The 17,330-nt window shown below is 37.2% G+C and carries 15 protein-coding genes and 1 riboswitch; of the genes, 9 read left to right on the forward strand and 6 right to left on the reverse strand.

All coding sequences use genetic code 11. The features are described 5' to 3' along the window. Position 1: 1 nt before the first annotated feature. Together B2C77_RS16890 and B2C77_RS16895 are read right to left on the reverse strand one after the other, a co-directional pair. Positions 2–1,657 (reverse strand): GspE/PulE family protein, encoded by a 1,656-nt coding sequence (locus B2C77_RS16890; RefSeq protein WP_077706100.1) that lies wholly within the window; start codon positions 1,655–1,657, stop codon positions 2–4. After that, complete coding sequence (locus B2C77_RS16895) at positions 1,657–3,180, reverse strand: G5 domain-containing protein (RefSeq protein WP_141130755.1); 1,524 nt, start codon at positions 3,178–3,180, stop codon at positions 1,657–1,659. The genes B2C77_RS16890 and B2C77_RS16895 overlap by 1 nt, the downstream gene beginning before the upstream one ends. Positions 3,181–3,417: 237 nt before the next feature. Further along, positions 3,418–3,501, reverse strand: a riboswitch (cyclic di-GMP riboswitch). A gap of 397 nt (positions 3,502–3,898) precedes the next feature. Here B2C77_RS16895 and B2C77_RS16900 point away from each other — a divergent pair. From B2C77_RS16900 to B2C77_RS16930, 7 genes are all read left to right on the forward strand, one after another. After that, entirely contained in the window at positions 3,899–5,092 is a 1,194-nt protein-coding gene (locus tag B2C77_RS16900; protein WP_077706102.1) for an NAD(P)/FAD-dependent oxidoreductase, read from the forward strand. A 21-nt stretch (positions 5,093–5,113) separates the two neighbouring features. After that, positions 5,114–5,668: a hypothetical protein gene (locus B2C77_RS16905; RefSeq protein WP_077706103.1), complete on the forward strand. Its 555-nt coding sequence runs from the start codon at positions 5,114–5,116 to the stop codon at positions 5,666–5,668. A gap of 96 nt (positions 5,669–5,764) precedes the next feature. Next, positions 5,765–7,165, forward strand: coding sequence for an MBL fold metallo-hydrolase (locus B2C77_RS16910; RefSeq protein WP_077706104.1), 1,401 nt, complete (start codon positions 5,765–5,767; stop codon positions 7,163–7,165). Between the two features lie 275 nt (positions 7,166–7,440). Further along, positions 7,441–8,469 (forward strand): ATP-binding protein, encoded by a 1,029-nt coding sequence (locus B2C77_RS16915; protein WP_237342786.1) that lies wholly within the window; start codon positions 7,441–7,443, stop codon positions 8,467–8,469. Continuing rightward, positions 8,466–9,101, forward strand: a complete 636-nt coding sequence (locus B2C77_RS16920; protein WP_077706105.1) for a response regulator transcription factor — start codon at positions 8,466–8,468, stop codon at positions 9,099–9,101. Before B2C77_RS16915 ends, B2C77_RS16920 begins: the two co-directional genes overlap by 4 nt. A 293-nt stretch (positions 9,102–9,394) precedes the next feature. Continuing rightward, on the forward strand, positions 9,395–10,156 hold the full coding sequence (locus B2C77_RS16925) for a sulfite exporter TauE/SafE family protein (RefSeq protein WP_176087404.1): 762 nt from the start codon (positions 9,395–9,397) through the stop codon (positions 10,154–10,156). Between the two features lie 305 nt (positions 10,157–10,461). Beyond that, positions 10,462–11,169: a polysaccharide deacetylase family protein gene (locus tag B2C77_RS16930; protein ID WP_077706107.1), complete on the forward strand. Its 708-nt coding sequence runs from the start codon at positions 10,462–10,464 to the stop codon at positions 11,167–11,169. A gap of 270 nt (positions 11,170–11,439) precedes the next feature. On the opposite strand, the gene B2C77_RS16935 is transcribed toward B2C77_RS16930, so the two are convergent. Next, positions 11,440–11,730 carry a hypothetical protein gene (locus B2C77_RS16935; RefSeq protein ID WP_077706108.1) on the reverse strand — a complete coding sequence of 97 codons (291 nt, stop codon included), beginning with the start codon at positions 11,728–11,730 and terminating at the stop codon, positions 11,440–11,442. Between the two features lie 490 nt (positions 11,731–12,220). Next, entirely contained in the window at positions 12,221–12,532 is a 312-nt protein-coding gene (locus tag B2C77_RS16940; protein ID WP_077706109.1) for a hypothetical protein, read from the reverse strand. 114 nt (positions 12,533–12,646) lie between these two features. Between B2C77_RS16940 and trhO the strand changes: the two genes are divergently transcribed. Further along, positions 12,647–13,618, forward strand: a complete 972-nt coding sequence (gene trhO, locus B2C77_RS16945) for an oxygen-dependent tRNA uridine(34) hydroxylase TrhO (protein ID WP_077706110.1) — start codon at positions 12,647–12,649, stop codon at positions 13,616–13,618. A 130-nt stretch (positions 13,619–13,748) separates the two neighbouring features. On the opposite strand, the gene B2C77_RS16950 is transcribed toward trhO, so the two are convergent. Beyond that, entirely contained in the window at positions 13,749–15,416 is a 1,668-nt protein-coding gene (locus tag B2C77_RS16950; RefSeq protein WP_077706111.1) for a methyl-accepting chemotaxis protein, read from the reverse strand. Positions 15,417–15,821: 405 nt separating this feature from the next. Between B2C77_RS16950 and B2C77_RS16955 the strand changes: the two genes are divergently transcribed. Further along, complete coding sequence (locus B2C77_RS16955; protein ID WP_077706112.1) at positions 15,822–16,301, forward strand: glutathione peroxidase; 480 nt, start codon at positions 15,822–15,824, stop codon at positions 16,299–16,301. A gap of 435 nt (positions 16,302–16,736) precedes the next feature. Here B2C77_RS16955 and B2C77_RS16960 read toward each other — a convergent pair whose 3' ends face one another. Continuing rightward, positions 16,737–17,147 carry a tetratricopeptide repeat protein gene (locus B2C77_RS16960; protein WP_367946647.1) on the reverse strand — a complete coding sequence of 137 codons (411 nt, stop codon included), beginning with the start codon at positions 17,145–17,147 and terminating at the stop codon, positions 16,737–16,739. Positions 17,148–17,330 lie beyond the last annotated feature (183 nt).

Here is a 17,330-nt window from a genome sequence, read left to right on the forward strand (position 1 = left end):
CCTATTCGATAGCTGTCACGCGCAGTACTTCTTCCGTCGTAGTTAAACCTTGTGACACCTTCTTCAAACCATCATCCAGTAAAAAGGACATCCCTATTGATTCTAAGTGCTTGCGAATGATCGTCGCACTTTCCGAATTCATCATATATGTGCGTAACTTATCATCAATAACCACAACTTCATGGATCGCTATCCTGCCACGGTAGCCTGTCATACCACAACTGGCACAACCTCTTCCTCTAACTACTGTAGAAATCGGTAGATGACGCTGTTTAAAAATAGCCCGTTCTCGCTCTGTTGGCTGTTCCTCTACTTGACAATCGCGACATACTTTTCTAACTAACCGTTGCCCTACTACACCACTTAAAGAGGAAGAAATAAGAAATGATTCAATCCCCATATCCATTAATCGTGTTAAAGCTGCGATTGCACTATTTGTATGTAACGTACTAAGCACTAAATGACCTGTTAATGATGCTCGAATAGCAATTTCTGCTGTTTCTAAATCACGAATTTCCCCTACCATGACGATATCCGGATCTTGCCGTAATATGGAGCGCAAACCTTGAGCAAAGGTCATCCCTATTTGTTCCTTCACTTGCACTTGATTCACGCCATCTAAATGATATTCCACAGGATCTTCAATCGTAATAATATTTACTTCATCCTTATTCAAATGATGAAGTGCGGCGTATAGTGTCGAAGATTTTCCAGCACCAGTTGGTCCTGTAATGAGCACGATTCCATTTGGCCTTTCAATCACTTGTTTAAAAGATTGCAAATTCACTTGCGCAAACCCTAATTTATGCAAATCATCAAATGCGTGGCTTCGATCCAGAATACGCATAACGACCTTTTCCCCATACATGGAAGGTAATGTAGATACCCGTATATCAACTGATTTAAAATCAATCGTAAGCTTCATTCGTCCGTCTTGTGGCAAGCGTTGTTCCGTTATATTTAAGTGCGACATAATTTTCACTCTTGCTGTAATAACGTTTTGCATATGTTTTGGTAACGATCGCTCCGTCCGTAACACACCATCAATACGATAGCGAATACGTAACTCCGTCTCTTGCGGATCAAAGTGAATATCACTTGCTCGTTGCCCCACCCCGTTAGCAATAATTTGGTTTACTAACCTTACAATAGGAGAATCTTCATCCGCAATTCCGGCGTCATCGATTTGCTCTTCTTCTCCCATATCATCCATTACATCTGCCAGCGATTCTTGTAAATCATAATATTTTGTAATCGATTGAAAAATATCATCCTTCGTCGCAATAGCTGGCGTAATTTGATAACCAGTAGCCATTCGTAATTCTTCCATTGCAAAATAGTCCATTGGATCTGCCATTGCAACATAAAGCTTATGATCCTCTGTTCGAATTGGCATCACGATATGGCGTCTCGCTAGTTCTCGTGGCACAAGTTGGACAGCTTCCTGCTCCATGGCAAACTGCGAAAGATTAATATGAGGAATACCTAATTGAAATTCAAGTACTTCAATAAGCTGCTGTTCTGTAATATCCCCTTCACGCAAGAGGGCGTCGCCTAGTTTCTCGTCAGCATTCTTATTAGCCAACGCCTGCATCAATTGTTCCTCGGTGATTAAGTTAGAGGTTACTAATAAATCTCCTAATCTTTGTCTCACCATTACTGCCTCTCCTCTTTTTGTCGTTGTTCTACTGCTTTTTTCTGTTTTTGTCCTTTATCTTTTCCTTGCTGTACTGCGTTTGACTCCATCCGTACATCTTTGGTAACATCTGTTTCTTTTAACCAACGGATGAAATCATCCAACCATGCCACTGAATCTTCTTCAGAAAAAGATTTTTTTAGTTCTTCCAACTCTTGGAACACTTTGTTTCGGTCGTTTTGGTCGTTTTCGTCGTCCAATTGAACCGCTGATTGTCCTTCTGCCTGTGGCGCATCACTTGCTCGTTTAGAAACTGTTTTTCCATCTTCGACCTCTTGGTCCTCTCCACGCAAAGTGAATGTTTCCTTGTCTATTTTGTCCTCCCCATCCCATTCAACTTCTTCTTTTTCGTTATCTAAGTCCTGTAACGCATGCACAATAACCTTATGTTGCGGCGGATAATAGTAATTGCGAATACGTTCATCCTGCAGCTGCGCCCCGTTTTGCTTTTTAACCCGATGTACATGAAAGCTTATTCCTGATTTCCCGGCTTGGATGACTTTCTTTTCACCTTCATCTACATCATAGCTATATCGATGAATTGTCTTTGGTTCTAAGATTTTACGATCGTTTATTTGATAGGCATACGTTACGTCTGTTGGAAAACCAAGTAATATTATGGACAATACGTTGTCTTTCACTTTCGATTGCAAAACATACGCAAATGGGTTTGGATTATAAAAAGTAAGGTCTTTATTTGCTTGTTTATTAATGGTTGTTGGTATTTCTTCGTTTTTCATGGGCTGTTTTGGAATATGATGTTCTAAAATTTCGCTATTTGTTTGTAACAACAATTTATAAAATGCTGTCGCTACTCGGTCCATATCATTCTGTGATTGCGCTAATGTATCATTGATATGGATCATCTCAAGAAAAGAAAAGGTTTGATTCGGATAAATGTTTACCCCATTTATTTGCTTTGCTACATAGTTCATCATCGTAGTAGAATGAGCAGGAATTTCCATTTTTACTGTTGCTACTTTTTCCAAATTTTGTTTTGGATCTTCCTTATATATAAGTTCCATACTTTCCGCTTCCAGCTGTGCTGCTATTTGCTTTGCTTTTTGCAACGTTTTTTCTTTATCAATATGATTTGGTAATTTGAGCTTTTTACGTTCTGCTGCATCTATTTCTACTTGTAATGGCACGTCTATACGGTTAGGCTTTATAAAGAAGTTTTTCCAATGTCGAGAAGACTTTTCTGTTAATTTGTCCACTGTTTTCTTAATAGAAAACTTGAACATGGATTTTGGGATTTGGTGTTGTTCGTATTCACTTTCAGCTATAATCACTATGTCCTCCTGCTGCCATTGTTCGACTTTTTTTTGCAATAAGGAACGCATTTCAGTTTTGGAAAGGTCTGTTACGGATATACCAGCAACATATTCACCATCTCGATTTGCTTCGACGTATGCAATATAAGAAGAAGCAATAATGACAATGAACAAAATAAGCAGTAATAATAACATTTGTTTTCTTTTCATCTGAATCAACCTACCGTTTCCTGCACAGATGCGCAAAGTGATTCTTTTGACCTATATTTAATCATTAATGAGTAATTATACCTATTAAAAGGTGATAAAATTGTCTGAGTAGCAAGCAAATAAATAGCTTTTATGCTCCTCTCCCAAAATGTTACAATGCAATGAACTGTCTTCTTAGTACGATAAAGTAAATCTATCTTCTTTTATAAAAAAAACCCCCACATAAATCTGTTAAATTTATGTAGAGGCCGGTTGCACCACTAGCTCCATGCGATTTCAGGTGCCCACTTACCATCGCATATCGTTGCTTCCCCAATTATCTTGCTATTTTTTAATAGGTATTCAGGTTCATCAATATAGGTACATATTACCAGCACATCTTTTTATTTGTCAATGTTTTGGATGAATATACTTATTTTTTATAGACATTTAGTCAAAAAATGTAACATTTCCGACGGCGGCGAGCGAATTCCACGCAGGGAGGAGCGAATCTCACATGGAGGGGAGCGCATTCTCGACCATCATGAGCGAAATTTTAAAAAATTAAACATTATACATGATCAAGCGAACGGTTTCATAAGAGATAGTGGCTTTAAATGGAGCTATGATAGTTTCTGATCATCAAAAATAAGGGAAACCCCCTATAGTATGAGAAGCTATTCAATCGTACAATAAATATAGATCTGAAAAATAACTTTGTAAAGCGAGGGGGAGACATATGTCCAAACATTATCAAGTTCTCATCGTAGGTGGCGGTACTGCTGGCATAACAGTTGCTGCTCAGCTGTTACATTACTCCAAACATTTTAAGCATAAAATAGCAATTATTGAACCAGCAGAAGAGCACTATTATCAACCTTTATGGACACTTGTCGGAGCAGGAGTTTCTAAAATAGAGGCGACAAAACGATCCATGGAAAGTGTCATACCAGAAGGGGCAGACTGGATTCAAGAAAAAGTAATTTCTTTTGACCCAACAAATAACAACGTTTACACCAAAGAAGGCAACCATATTTCATACGACTACCTTGTTGTAGCAGCAGGGATTGACATCAACTGGCAAGCAATAAAAGGATTACCAGAAACGTTAGGAAAGAATGGCGTTTGCAGTAATTACGCTTTTGAGCACGCTCCTTATACATGGGAAGTTATTCGTAACTTCACAAGCGGAAATGCTATATTTACGCATCCAAACTCACCAGTAAAATGCGGTGGGGCACCACAAAAAATTATGTATCTTGCAGAAGAATCTTTTCAAAAAACCGGTGTTCGGGATCAAGCAAATGTACTATTTTATTCGGCGAACCCTGCCATTTTTGATGTTAAAAAGTACCGTAATGCCTTAGAAAAAGTCATTGACCGAAAGCAGATTCAACCACACTTTCGTCATCATTTAATTGAAATACGTGGCGAAGAAAAAGTAGCCGTTTTCGAATCATTAGAAACTGGCGAGCAACAAACCGTATCCTTCTCCATGTTACATGTTACTCCACCAATGCAAGCACCATCTTTTATTAAGGATAGCCCAATTGCAGATGATGGAGGCTGGGTGAATGTGCACCCGTATACGTTACAACATACTCAATATGCTAATATTTTCGGCATTGGTGATTGTAGTAATTTACCGACATCGAAAACCGGAGCCGCGATTCGTAAACAGGCACCTGTTGTTGTGCAAAATATTATTTCTTCGATAAAGGAAAAACCGCTTGCAGCAACGTATGACGGGTACAGCTCTTGCCCACTTGTAACAGGGTATAATAGCTTAATTTTAGCCGAATTTGATTATAATAAAAATCCACAAGAATCGATGCCATTTAACCAAGCAGTAGAGAGAAAAAGTATGTATTTATTCAAAAAAGATTTCTTGCCAATTATGTATTGGGATGGCATGTTAAAAGGAATTATGTAAACGGAGAAGGGGGATGAAACAATGCCACATACAGCTATCCATTCAGATGATAATAAAGACCTTCTTCATGAGTTAAAACAACCGGAAATCCATCAAGCTTTAACGGGTATTATTCATCGGTTACCTGAAATCGAACGCACGCTACAATCGCTAGAGCAAATGACACAATTTTCGTTGCATGTCGCAAAAGACCAAACTACGATGGAAGCTTTAGAGGAACGATTGCAGTTATCCAGAATCGATGAAGCATCATTGGAAGCGCTTATCGCTTTATTAGCCAAACTTCCTACTATATTAGAAATGGTCGAGCAAATAGAAATGATTGCCTTGTTTATCAAACATGTTGTCCATGATGAACAGTCCATGGAGCAAATAAAAACATCGATTGCAGAGCTTCCGTTCATGCAGAAACAGAAGGAAGCAAAAGATTTCTTCGAAGCCGTGCAAACGAGACACGAATCAATCGATCAACACATTTCTATTTTTACCATTATCAAATGGATGAAAGAACCTAATGTACAAAAATATTTAAAATATATACAAGCTACTTTAGACGTTTTAAAAGCGAAGAAATAACCTAGTGCTGACGTTAAAATAAGGGTGATTGTTGAAAATCAACGTGCTTTCAACAAGTCTTATTTAAATACAAGATATGAAAAGGAGTTGTCTATCATGTTATTACAATATTTTTATGATGATAAGTTAGCGCAAGCATCCTATTTAGTCGGATGCCAAGCAAAAGGAGAAGCGGTTGTTGTTGATCCAGCTCGTAACATTGAAGCGTATTTATCTACTGCTGAAAAAGAAGGGATGAAAATTGTAGGTGCGCTAGAAACACATATTCACGCTGACTATGTATCCGGTGCTAGGGAAATTGCTGATCGCGTAGGCGCTACCTTGTACGTATCCGATGAAGGAGATGCAGATTGGAAATATGAAAACCTTGATAGCTTTTCTTATAAACTACTAAAAGATGGCGATACAATTACACTTGGTAATCTAACATTTAAAGTCATGCATACACCAGGGCATACACCAGAGAGTATCTCCTTTTTACTAACGGATGGCGGTGCTAATGCCGACGAACCGATCGGCATTTTCACAGGTGATTTTGTGTTTGTCGGAGATGTCGGGCGCCCTGACTTACTGGAAAAGGCTGCTGGCGTGCAAGGAACGAGTGAACCTGGCGCAAGAGACATGTTCCATTCATTAGAACGATTTAAGCAGTTACCGGATTTCTTACAAGTTTGGCCAGCACACGGAGCTGGTAGTGCATGTGGAAAGTCGCTCGGAGCGGTTCCATCTTCTACCGTCGGCTATGAAAAACGATTTAATTGGGCATTACAGCACGAGAATGAAACGGACTTTATAAAAGCATTACTGGAAGGACAACCGGAGCCGCCTGTCTACTTTGCGATTATGAAGCATGTGAATAAAGTAGGACCAGCAATCCTTCGCGATCTGGAAAAACCAGAAGTTATAACTGATGGAAACCAAATCAAAACGCTCCTAAATGATGGAGCACAGGTTTTGGATACGCGTGAAGCAGAAGCATTTAGCAAGCAACATATACCAGGTACGATCAACATTCCATTTAACCCGTCATTTACAAATTGGGCTGGATGGCTCATCAATTATGACGAACCTTTATATTTGTTATGTGATCCAAATCAAACGGATGACATATTAACTGCCCTTCGCTCCATTGGAATTGATTTAGTTAAAGGATTTATGGATGCGGAGCAGGCTATCAAACAAGCCAAAAACCTAGAATCGTATGCAAATATCTCACCACAAGAAGCGAAACAATTGCTAAAAACAGAAGCTGTCACGTTCATTGATGTTCGCAATCAATCGGAGTGGGATGAAGGGCATATCGAAGGTGCAAACCACATCATGCTTGGGACATTAAAAAATCGCCTTGACGAAGTTTCAAATAACGGCACGATCCTCATTACATGTCAGTCAGGTGGTCGTTCTGCAATTGGAGCGAGCTTATTACAAGCTAAAGGGTATAAACAGATACAAAACATAACAGGCGGATATACTGCTTGGACGGAGCAAATTAGCTAAGCGAAAGAGAATGGAACACGAAGGTAACGGGGGTATGCTGGAAAAGAGTAGCCCCCTTTTCCAAACCGCTTATTCATGACGGAAGGCTTCGTTTTGTTTATACAAAGATATACTCCTATCGCGCTTTGGTTAATACCAATCTAATCATTGACTCCCTTACTAAATCATTGGCTTGTACAATAACATACAAGCACAGATGAAGAAAAGAGGAAAGTCATCGACTATAATGAAAGGAGAAATGCGATCATTTTTTGTAAGTAAAGGGGGAAATCACCGTGTGTTCCATTCAATATGAGAATAAATATTTGCATCAAATCTTCGAAAACATTCAAGATGGGATCATTATTATGGATCAGAGCCGTAAAATTTTAGCTATGAATCCTTCTGCAAAGAAATTAACAGGCTGGTTATTACATGATCGTGTACCGTATTGTTCTTTTTGTGAAACTCGGTTGTTACAAGGAAATGAAAATAAATGTTATTTAATTGCGCATGATGAAGTGCCTTATTTTCTTTCTGATATGCCGACGTATCATGGTAAGAAAATTAATGTGGAAATGAGCACCGCATTAATGTTCCACGATGCTACAACACATCAAAAAGAGTATTTACTTGTCTTACGCGACCAATCTCTCATGCAAAAAGAAAAAGAAGCACAACTTTCAAAAAAAATGATCCAAAAATTAATTGAAGCAAAAGAAAATGAGCATAAGCGGCTTGCCCAAGAGCTTCATGACGGGGTTGGTCAAGCACTCTACAGTATTTCTGTCGCTTTACAAGCCATTGAATCCTTTGTAAATAATACACGAATTCAAAGCTATGTCGATGAAGTGCAAGAAGAACTAAATCATGTGATGAACGATATTAAAGCCTATTCTTATCAACTACGGCCCCAGAGTATTGATCGTTTGGGATTGATTGCAACGATACAAGGGCTTATGCATACGTTAGAAAAAAGTAATCCAAACATTACGATTACTTTCACCACCACCTTAAAAAATCGACTTCCTTCTTTAATGGAGATTAATCTATATCGAGTTATTCAAGAAGCCTTACACAACACGATTAAATATGCGAACGCGACACAAGTTGTCATTGAACTTATAGACATGCCTCATAAACTAGAATTAACAATACGAGATAATGGAAAAGGGTTTGATACAAGCAAACGTTCCGCGGGGTTAGGCCTAAAGCATATGGAAGAACGAGTGAATTTACTTAGAGGTACTTTTCAAATTGCTTCTGAGTTACAACAAGGTACCATTATTCGTGCATCCATCCCAAAGGAGGATCACCTTCTATGATTCGTGTATGCATTGTAGATGATCATCGGTTAATTCGTCGAGGACTTCAATTATTGCTCGAAGCTTATCCGGATATTCATGTTGTTGGCGAAGCAGAAGATGGAGACGAAGCGATACAGCTCATGCATCAATTGGAAGTTGATGTTATGTTAATGGACGTATCCATGCCTAATGGGCTAGATGGATTTACAGCTTCTGAAGTTATTTTACAAAACCACAAACATGTCCATATTGTTCTTTTAACGATGCATGATGAAGAAGTATACATACAAAAGGCCATTCAACTCGATATTGGGGGATACATTTTAAAAAATAGTAAAGGCAACGAATTGCATGAAGCCATACATGCCGTTCATCGTGGTGAAAAATACTATAAAGTAGGCTTACCTGAAGATCAAATCGCTAAATTATTTAAACATAGCAAAAAAGATTATTCGATTTTATCTGTTAGGGAAAAAGAAATTGTTCGACTTACTGTGCTTGGCTATACAAATAAACAAATGTCGCAACGTTTATTTATTAGTCCAAAAACAGTGGAAAACCACAAAGCAAATATTATGCACAAACTCGAGTTAAAATGTAAATCTGAATTAATCCAATACGGTCTAACGAATCATTATCACACAATATAGTTGTTTATTTTTTGTATAAAGTGAACCTTCAATCAGAGGGGGCCGAGGTTTCTCTCTTCCCACACTGATTGTTAGGTGAACAAAATCGCGGACGTAGGTGCTGTTATCTCCCACTTAGACTTGTTCAGCTCACATCTTCCAATGCTTGTAGTGGGAGTCTTACAGCACCTTATACCCAGAATAAAAAACTTGCCACAATGGGGAAATCACTTTTCATAAGAGATAGTAGCCATGGCAAGTTCTTATAATCAACTAACAAAACAGCGGAGGGAAAGCAATTGAGTTTTGATTTTATGTTACTCATTTTTTTCATTGGTTTTATCGGTTCATTTATTTCAGGTATGGTAGGGATTGGCGGTTCGATCATTAAATATCCCATGTTACTGTACATCCCTCCCCTCCTCGGATTCGCAGCTTTTAGCGCACACGAAGTATCAGGTATTAGTGCTGTACAAGTATTTTTTGCTACGATTGGTGGCGTTTGGGCATATCGTAAAGGTGGATATTTAAATAAATCACTCATTCTATACATGGGAATTAGTATTTTGCTTGGGGGATTAATTGGGGGTTATGGTTCCAATATCTTAGCGGAATCTACCATTAACATTGTATATGCTATTTTAGCTACCATTGCCGTTATTATGATGCTACTACCCAAAAATAATGATGATAATCCGGATTTACAAGAGGTAACGTTTAATAAGCCGCTTGCAGCTAGTTTATCTTTTATCGTCGGAATCGCAGCTGGCATTGTTGGGGCAGCAGGCGCTTTTATTCTCGTTCCGATTATGATTACCGTCTTAAAAATACCAACGAGAATGACAATCGCCAGCTCACTTGCCATTACGTTTATTTCTTCCATTGGTTCTACAGTCGGGAAGCTAGCTACCAATCAAGTGTTATTTATCCCCGCGGTCATTATGATTGTTGCCAGTTTAATCGCTTCTCCACTTGGCGCAGAATTGGGAAAGCGTATGAATACAAAGATACTGCAACGGTTATTGGCAGTACTCATTTTTGCTACAGCGGTCAAAATTTGGTGGGATATTTTTTGAGTAGGTAGAGCATAAAAGTAGTATATTTGTACATAGTATAAAGTGACTTCAGTCTAAGTTTCCCTGTTCGTTCTTTAGAAAAACTTAGTTAGCTATCGCCAAGTCGTTATGGCGATGGCTGTAGTTTTTCTTATACTATAATCCATAAAAATTTTACGCTTTCCTATAGTGCAAAAAAGTGGGTTTAGATACTGCTATCTCCCTCCTGCACTACAACGCATCCCTTCTAATTCAATTCTAAAATGGGATTCTTCCAGTAAAAAGCAATGCACGATACATTATCCTTATAGAAAATGAGGAATTCTATGTTTAAATATGCTATGTTACTAATTTATCTGCTTTTATCATTTTTTCCGACTACTGAAAACCTACATGCATATACAGAAGAAAGAATAAAGTATGAGAAGTCAGGAGATGTTATATGGGAAGGTTATACGGATGAAAAAGTGGTTGCATTAACATTTGATGACGGACCTAACCCTAAATACACACCACTCATTCTTGATATTTTAGACAGATTTAATGCCAAAGCAACCTTCTTTGTCACTGGTTCCAACGCAAAAAAATACCCCTACCTTATATATAGACAGCATTTAGAAAATCATGAAATTGGAAATCATACATTTAACCATGATTATCGAACAAAGAACTTGAAAGAAGAGCTTAAGAAAACAGCAACCATTATTTATGAGACCACTGGTACATCGCCTACTAATTTCCGCCCACCGGAGGGCGTATATAATGATGAAATTGTTGCCATCGCAAGCGAACAAGGATATACCGTTGTCTTATGGTCTTGGGATCAAGACCCAAAAGACTGGGATCGCCCCGGTGTTGATGAAATTGTAAATCATGTCACATCCAATATTTCGCCAGGCGATATTATTCTTTTACACGATTCAGGAGGAAACCGAAGCCAAACTGTAGAAGCACTACCAAAAATATTGGAGTTTTTAGATGAAAATGAATATAAGACGATAACAGTATCTGAAATGATTCAACGAACTTCCTAATTGCACCAAAGCTTAATTCACATAAATATTATCTAAAATCGAACATTAACAAATCTATATGCACTTCCCTTAGAGCAACTAGCTTGTCACCCTAGTTTTATGACCTAATAAGAACATAAGCATCATCTTCCATATATTGGGCAAAAAAATACCAATTCACTATAAAATTGTGATTTGGTATTTTTGTTTAACAGTTATTAATACTATTATTTTCAAAAAAAGTTATCGCTAAACCTTTATAGAGACAACCGTAGTTTTTTATAAAATGCCTTATTCTTCTGTTTCTTTAACAGTAATCACAAGTCCACCAAATTTTCCAGCAAATAAATTGTAGATTAAAGTACTTAGCAGTGCAACTAATACATAAATCCCTACAAATATGACAATACCTAATAAAGATCCGATTACAACAAGAGCCCCCATACCATCACCCATCGAAAAGATCCCTACAATTCCAATTAACGATAATAACCAATACATTATTGCAGGTATGATTGCGAAGTAAACTGTTACCTTCGCTACACTTCCATACGAAAATTTTTTAATTTCCTTTTTTGTCATTTCTTCCATCCCCTTATACTTTATTATTTATAATAATGCTGCAAACATATTACCCTTTATTTGGAAAATTAAACCTTAACTTACGACAAAAACCTCCTATATTAGAGTTATGCCTGTAGCGCAAACAGTATGAATGAAACAGGGTGTCTTCTTTCTCTTTCAAAAACTTACACTCTTTCTTGTCTGCAGATGATGGTTGTTTTCTCACAACCACAGGTTTAAAACTTTGCACTCATGACTCCATTCATTTGCAACCAGCACCTATCACTATGAAGTCTCTGGTAAACGTTTATACCTTTATCCTGCTAAAACTTGTATAAATTGAAGTATATAGATTACATTGAACCACTCGTAACCGCTATCACTTTATTACAATACGCTTCGTTTGTAAGATCATGAGAATAAATACAATTTTATCCTTTTACTCCTCTAGTAAAGTGGAAAAGATTTCTTGTTGAGCATCTTTATCTATATTACTAGTTTACCTCGTCTAATATGATACATCAAAATCTTCAATAAAATTAAAAAACATTAAATTCTGTACGAATGTATTTATTAAACGAATCACTAATGCTGTACTTTGTCCAAATTTGTTTACAGATGCTCTTGATGCATAGATTTTCTCCAATGATGGATGAATTAAACGATTTATCCTTTCCATATCGCTCTCTTGTTTCATCATATCCGTATTTTTAAAAACAATATAAAACTGCCATACAACTTCATCCATTGCTGGCTGTAGTACGCGATATATGTCCTTATCACAATAAACATCACCAAAACTGTTTGTACAAAAAATCACAAACTAGAATATATCTAAAAAACATGCTACAATGTACAATTGCAAGATAGAAAAATGAATAACGACTACCATACATTTGTATCTTGCAAATATAAATGATAGGTGGTAAACAACATGGAAAGTAATATGCCATATGAGGTTTTATTGTATTATCATTATGTTCACATCGATGATCCAGATGGATATTCAGCTGAGCATTTGAAGTTTTGTAAGGAATTAGGTTTAAAAGGAAGAATTCTTGTTGCCCATGAAGGCATTAATGGCACATTGTCTGGCACAAAAGAGCAAACGAAAGCATACATGGATATGATGCATGCCGATCCTCGCTTTGCCGATATGGTGTTTAAAATTGATGAACATGATGGGCATGCGTTCAAAAAAATGCACGTACGACCACGAAAAGAATTAGTTACCTTCCGTCTTGAAAAGGATGTTGATCCACATGAGACGACAGGAAACTATTTGTCACCAAAAGAATTTTACGAGGCAATGCAGCATGAAGATACGGTCGTCATTGATGCGCGTAACGATTACGAATATGATTTAGGTCATTTCCGTGGCGCTGTACGTCCAGATATTAAAACATTTCGTGAATTACCAAATTGGATTCGCGAGCACAAGGACGATTTTAAAGATAAGAAAATTTTAACCTATTGTACTGGTGGCATACGTTGCGAAAAATTCTCCGGTTGGTTAAAAGAAGAAGGTTTTGAAGATGTAAACCAACTACATGGTGGGATTGTCACATACGGCAAAGATCCGGAGGTACAAGGTGAATTATGGGACGGTAAATGCTATGTCTTTGACGAGCGCATTTCCGTGCCAGTTAACCGAAAAGAGCATGTCGTCGTCGGTGTCGATTATTTTGACGGCGAACCATGTGAGCGTTACGTCAACTGTGCTAATCCAGAATGTAATAAACAAATTCTTTGCTCGGAAGAAAATGAGCATAAATATTTGCGTGGTTGCACACATGCATGTCGCGTGAGCCCACGTAACTTATATGTGAAAGAGCACGAACTATCGGAAGAAGAAGTGGAAGCGCGCCTTGAAGCTATAGGTGAAAGCTTAACAATGAAAGCATAACATAATGGCTTGTTTCATAGATCAGATTATAACTATGAAACAAGCCATTTCTACCTTCTGATTAAACGCATTTTCAAAAGCGCCCTTTAACGCACCTATTCGAAAAAATCCTCATCGTACAGTTGCCTACTTATTCAAATTTGTTAACGAGTTCTTGCAATTCTTCCGATATTTTCGCTAAGTTTTCTGCGGATGATTCCACCTCTTCTATTGAGGCCAGTTGTTCCTCTGTGGCTGCAGAGACAGTTTGTGTTTGCTCACTCGTATTTGTCACAATTTCTTTAATCTCATTCATAGAAGTTTGCAAATTCTGTGCTCCAGACGACAGCTGATTAATATTTTCACTAATTTTCGCAAATTGACTTATAATGCTATTAAATGTACTTTCTATTTTTTCAAACGTACTACCAGCTTCATGGACGACGGTCGTCCCAGTTTCTACAGCTGCATCTGTAACGTCCATAGACTCCATCGTTTCATTCGTTTCGTGCTGGATATTCTCAATTAAGTGCGTGATCTGTTTAGCGGATTCGTTGGACTGCTCAGCAAGTTTCCTTACTTCTTCGGCAACGACAGAAAACCCTTCTCCATGTTCCCCCGCTCGGGCAGCCTCAATAGCAGCATTTAGAGCTAATAAATTCGTTTGCGATGCTATATCCGTAATGGTTTGGTTCATCGCATTAATTTCCGTTAAACTGCTGCTTAAACTATGAATTGTTTTCCCCAAGTTAGTAACGTTGTGACGAATGACTTCCATCTGACCGATGACATCATCCATCTCTTTTTCCCCTTTTCTAGACAATTCCGCAGATGCTTTCGCTTCACCGGAAACAAGAGACGTATCCTCATTGATTTTTTGAAAACTGGATATCATCATATCCATCGTATCAGCTGTCTTTTCAATATGTTCCAGCTGATTTGCAGATCCGGCAGCAACCTCTTGAATAGCAGAAGCAACATGTTCTGAAGCTTGTGTATTTTGCCCAGCACTAGCACTTAATTGCTCAGAAGACGCAACGACATTTTCAGACGCTTCTTGGGTCGACGAGAGTAAGTCCTTAAATGTAGTAATCATTCCGTTGAAAACTGTCATTAATTGACCAAGTTCATCATTTGCTTTGTAATCACTTGTTACTAGCTTCCCTTGCTCAGCAGTCTCCATGATATATCGTAAATGCTTCAATGGCTTTATAATTGCTTGAGCTATCCATAAGCTAACCGCTATGAATGCAATTATTCCTATTGTACTTACTGTTATGAAGATCATACTTACTTCTTGTAAATGATCTTGATTATGCTTGTTCATATCCTTCGCTTTGTTCGAAAAGTAGTCTTGAATTTTTGTCATTATATCGTCAAGCTCGATTCGTTTACTCATAACATAATCTACATAGTAATTATACCCAGCCTCCCGGTCATCTTCCGCTAACTGCAGCGCATTATTTCTTCCTTGAATATAGTCATCTACGAGCACATAATAACTATCCTTATCAACTATTTGTTTTGGAAATAAGTTTTTCGTTTCCAATTTTTCATTTTCACTTACAAGCTCATCAATACGCTTTTTTAAGTCATTATCCGTATTAGAGTCATTTGTCATCATAGCCTCCATGGAATAGGCATCAATTGTAGCATTGTTTTTTTGAATTTGACCAAGCTTATCAACTGAAATGAGATACTTTTCATACATTTCTTTCGAGTCATCTGCCATATCATGTAAATAAGAAAAACCTACAACGCTAATAATGGTCGATAAGAGGACAGCAAATGTAATAAGTATAACAAACTTTTTTTGCAATTTTTAAATTTCTCATTATTTTTTCTCCTTTCTTTTTTAAGCTAACGCTTTAAATGAAATTTTTGTGAAATAATGAACAATTAAGTAGAATAGAATGTAAAATGTATTTTTTCTTGTAATATTTACAAAATAAATAGGTAAATTTACCTATTCATAATCAGCAGTAACACTATCATAGTCTTTTTCACTACTATTTTCAATTAATTTACCCTATTAAATAGACATTTAATAGTCAACGATTTTTAAACCACTCTTTAAACGATATTTTTGACAGTTTATTTGCTTATTGCTATTCTTTTTTTAGAAAGACTTTGCTCATCATGTGAAAAAACACCGTCGTTTTGCTGATACTATAACACTTGGAATTTTATACTTTTCTATAGTGCAAAAAGGAGGCTTCGTTATATGTCTATATACGATTTTGACGTAGAAACGATAGATGGGAAAGAGAAGTCGTTGGCTGATTATAAAGGGAACGTACTGCTTATCGTAAATACAGCAAGCAAATGTGGTTTTACCCCGCAATTGGAAAGTTTACAACAGTTATATGATGCATATAAAGATGACGGTTTTTATGTACTCGGCTTTCCATGTAATCAATTTAAAAATCAAGACCCAGGCTCAGAGAAAGAGATCGCTGCGTTTTGCCAATTGAATTATGGTGTCAATTTTCCAATGTTTGCCAAAGTTAATGTAAAAGGAGAGTATGCGCATCCGTTGTTCAAGTATTTGACAGATGAAGCAAAAGGGATGTTTACGAAGCAAATGAAATGGAACTTTACAAAGTTCTTGATCAACAAGCAAGGCGAGGTCGTTAATCGCTACGCACCACAAACGAAACCAGAAAACATAAAAAAAGATATTGAAGCAGCTTTACAAGCGTAAAAAACGTTTAGTAAAGTGGTGGGAAGCGTTTTTTAATAGAAAAATAGGTAGGATGACATAGGGATGTGGACATTAGCATTTTATAACTAGTTTGCTTCCTTGAGTATCCAACTAAAAAATGGGTCGTTTTTACGTTGTGGACTTTCTTGCAATAGTACCTTACAACAGATTAACTTTGTGAACTACTCTCACCACTTATCGCCATTAATAGTTGTTGGAAGCGAGGACTTGGGTTTTTTCGGAAGTATGTTAAATGATGTTTCCAATACAAATAATAGAGTTCGTACGACTTTTTTTGCAAGCGTTGTATTGCTGTTGTATTTATCGTTTTCCATGTACACCTACACTAGCACGTTTTAGCGGTCCGTCACAGAAACGAAAATATAAGCAGCAATATGTCCTATCAGGCACTTGTTTCGTAAAACAGGGCATTTTTCAATCAATCCATTTTTCATCTAATTTATCTGAATAGAATTTTATCGCCCTTCTATAACGCATAATCTCAGCATCATTTGTCGTATCGATAATTAGTAATAGTTCCATAGCCTTATCATGTTCGTTTAAATTGTATAACGTCATTGCATAAAATGTTTGCAATGCCCTGTTTTTAGGGAACTGTTTCATTCCTTTTGCAAATAGATTTTTTGACTTCTTGTATTCACCTATTGTTCTATATGTACTACCCAAGCCTAGAAAAGCACCTTGCAATTCTTTTGCAGGCAATCCTAACTTAATGGCATTTTTATAATAAGGGATTGCTTTTGTTTCCTCTCCTATTATGTCAAAGCTACCAGCACACTGATAGTTAATGAAGGCATTATTAGGAAACTTTTCTACCAATTTCATGAGCAATTCGTTAGATTCTATATGTTTGCCTTTCTCTCGTAAGTTCATTGCTCTAGATCATTCTATATCCACTACCCTTCACCTCCTTCCTCACCCAAATGTACCTTAAGATGAATCATGTAAACTTCTAAGATTATTATCACATTTCCAACAAAAATTACTTTATGTTTGTAAAATTACAAC

This window comes from Virgibacillus dokdonensis, from assembly GCF_900166595.1.
Taxonomy (GTDB): domain Bacteria; phylum Bacillota; class Bacilli; order Bacillales; family Amphibacillaceae; genus Virgibacillus; species Virgibacillus dokdonensis.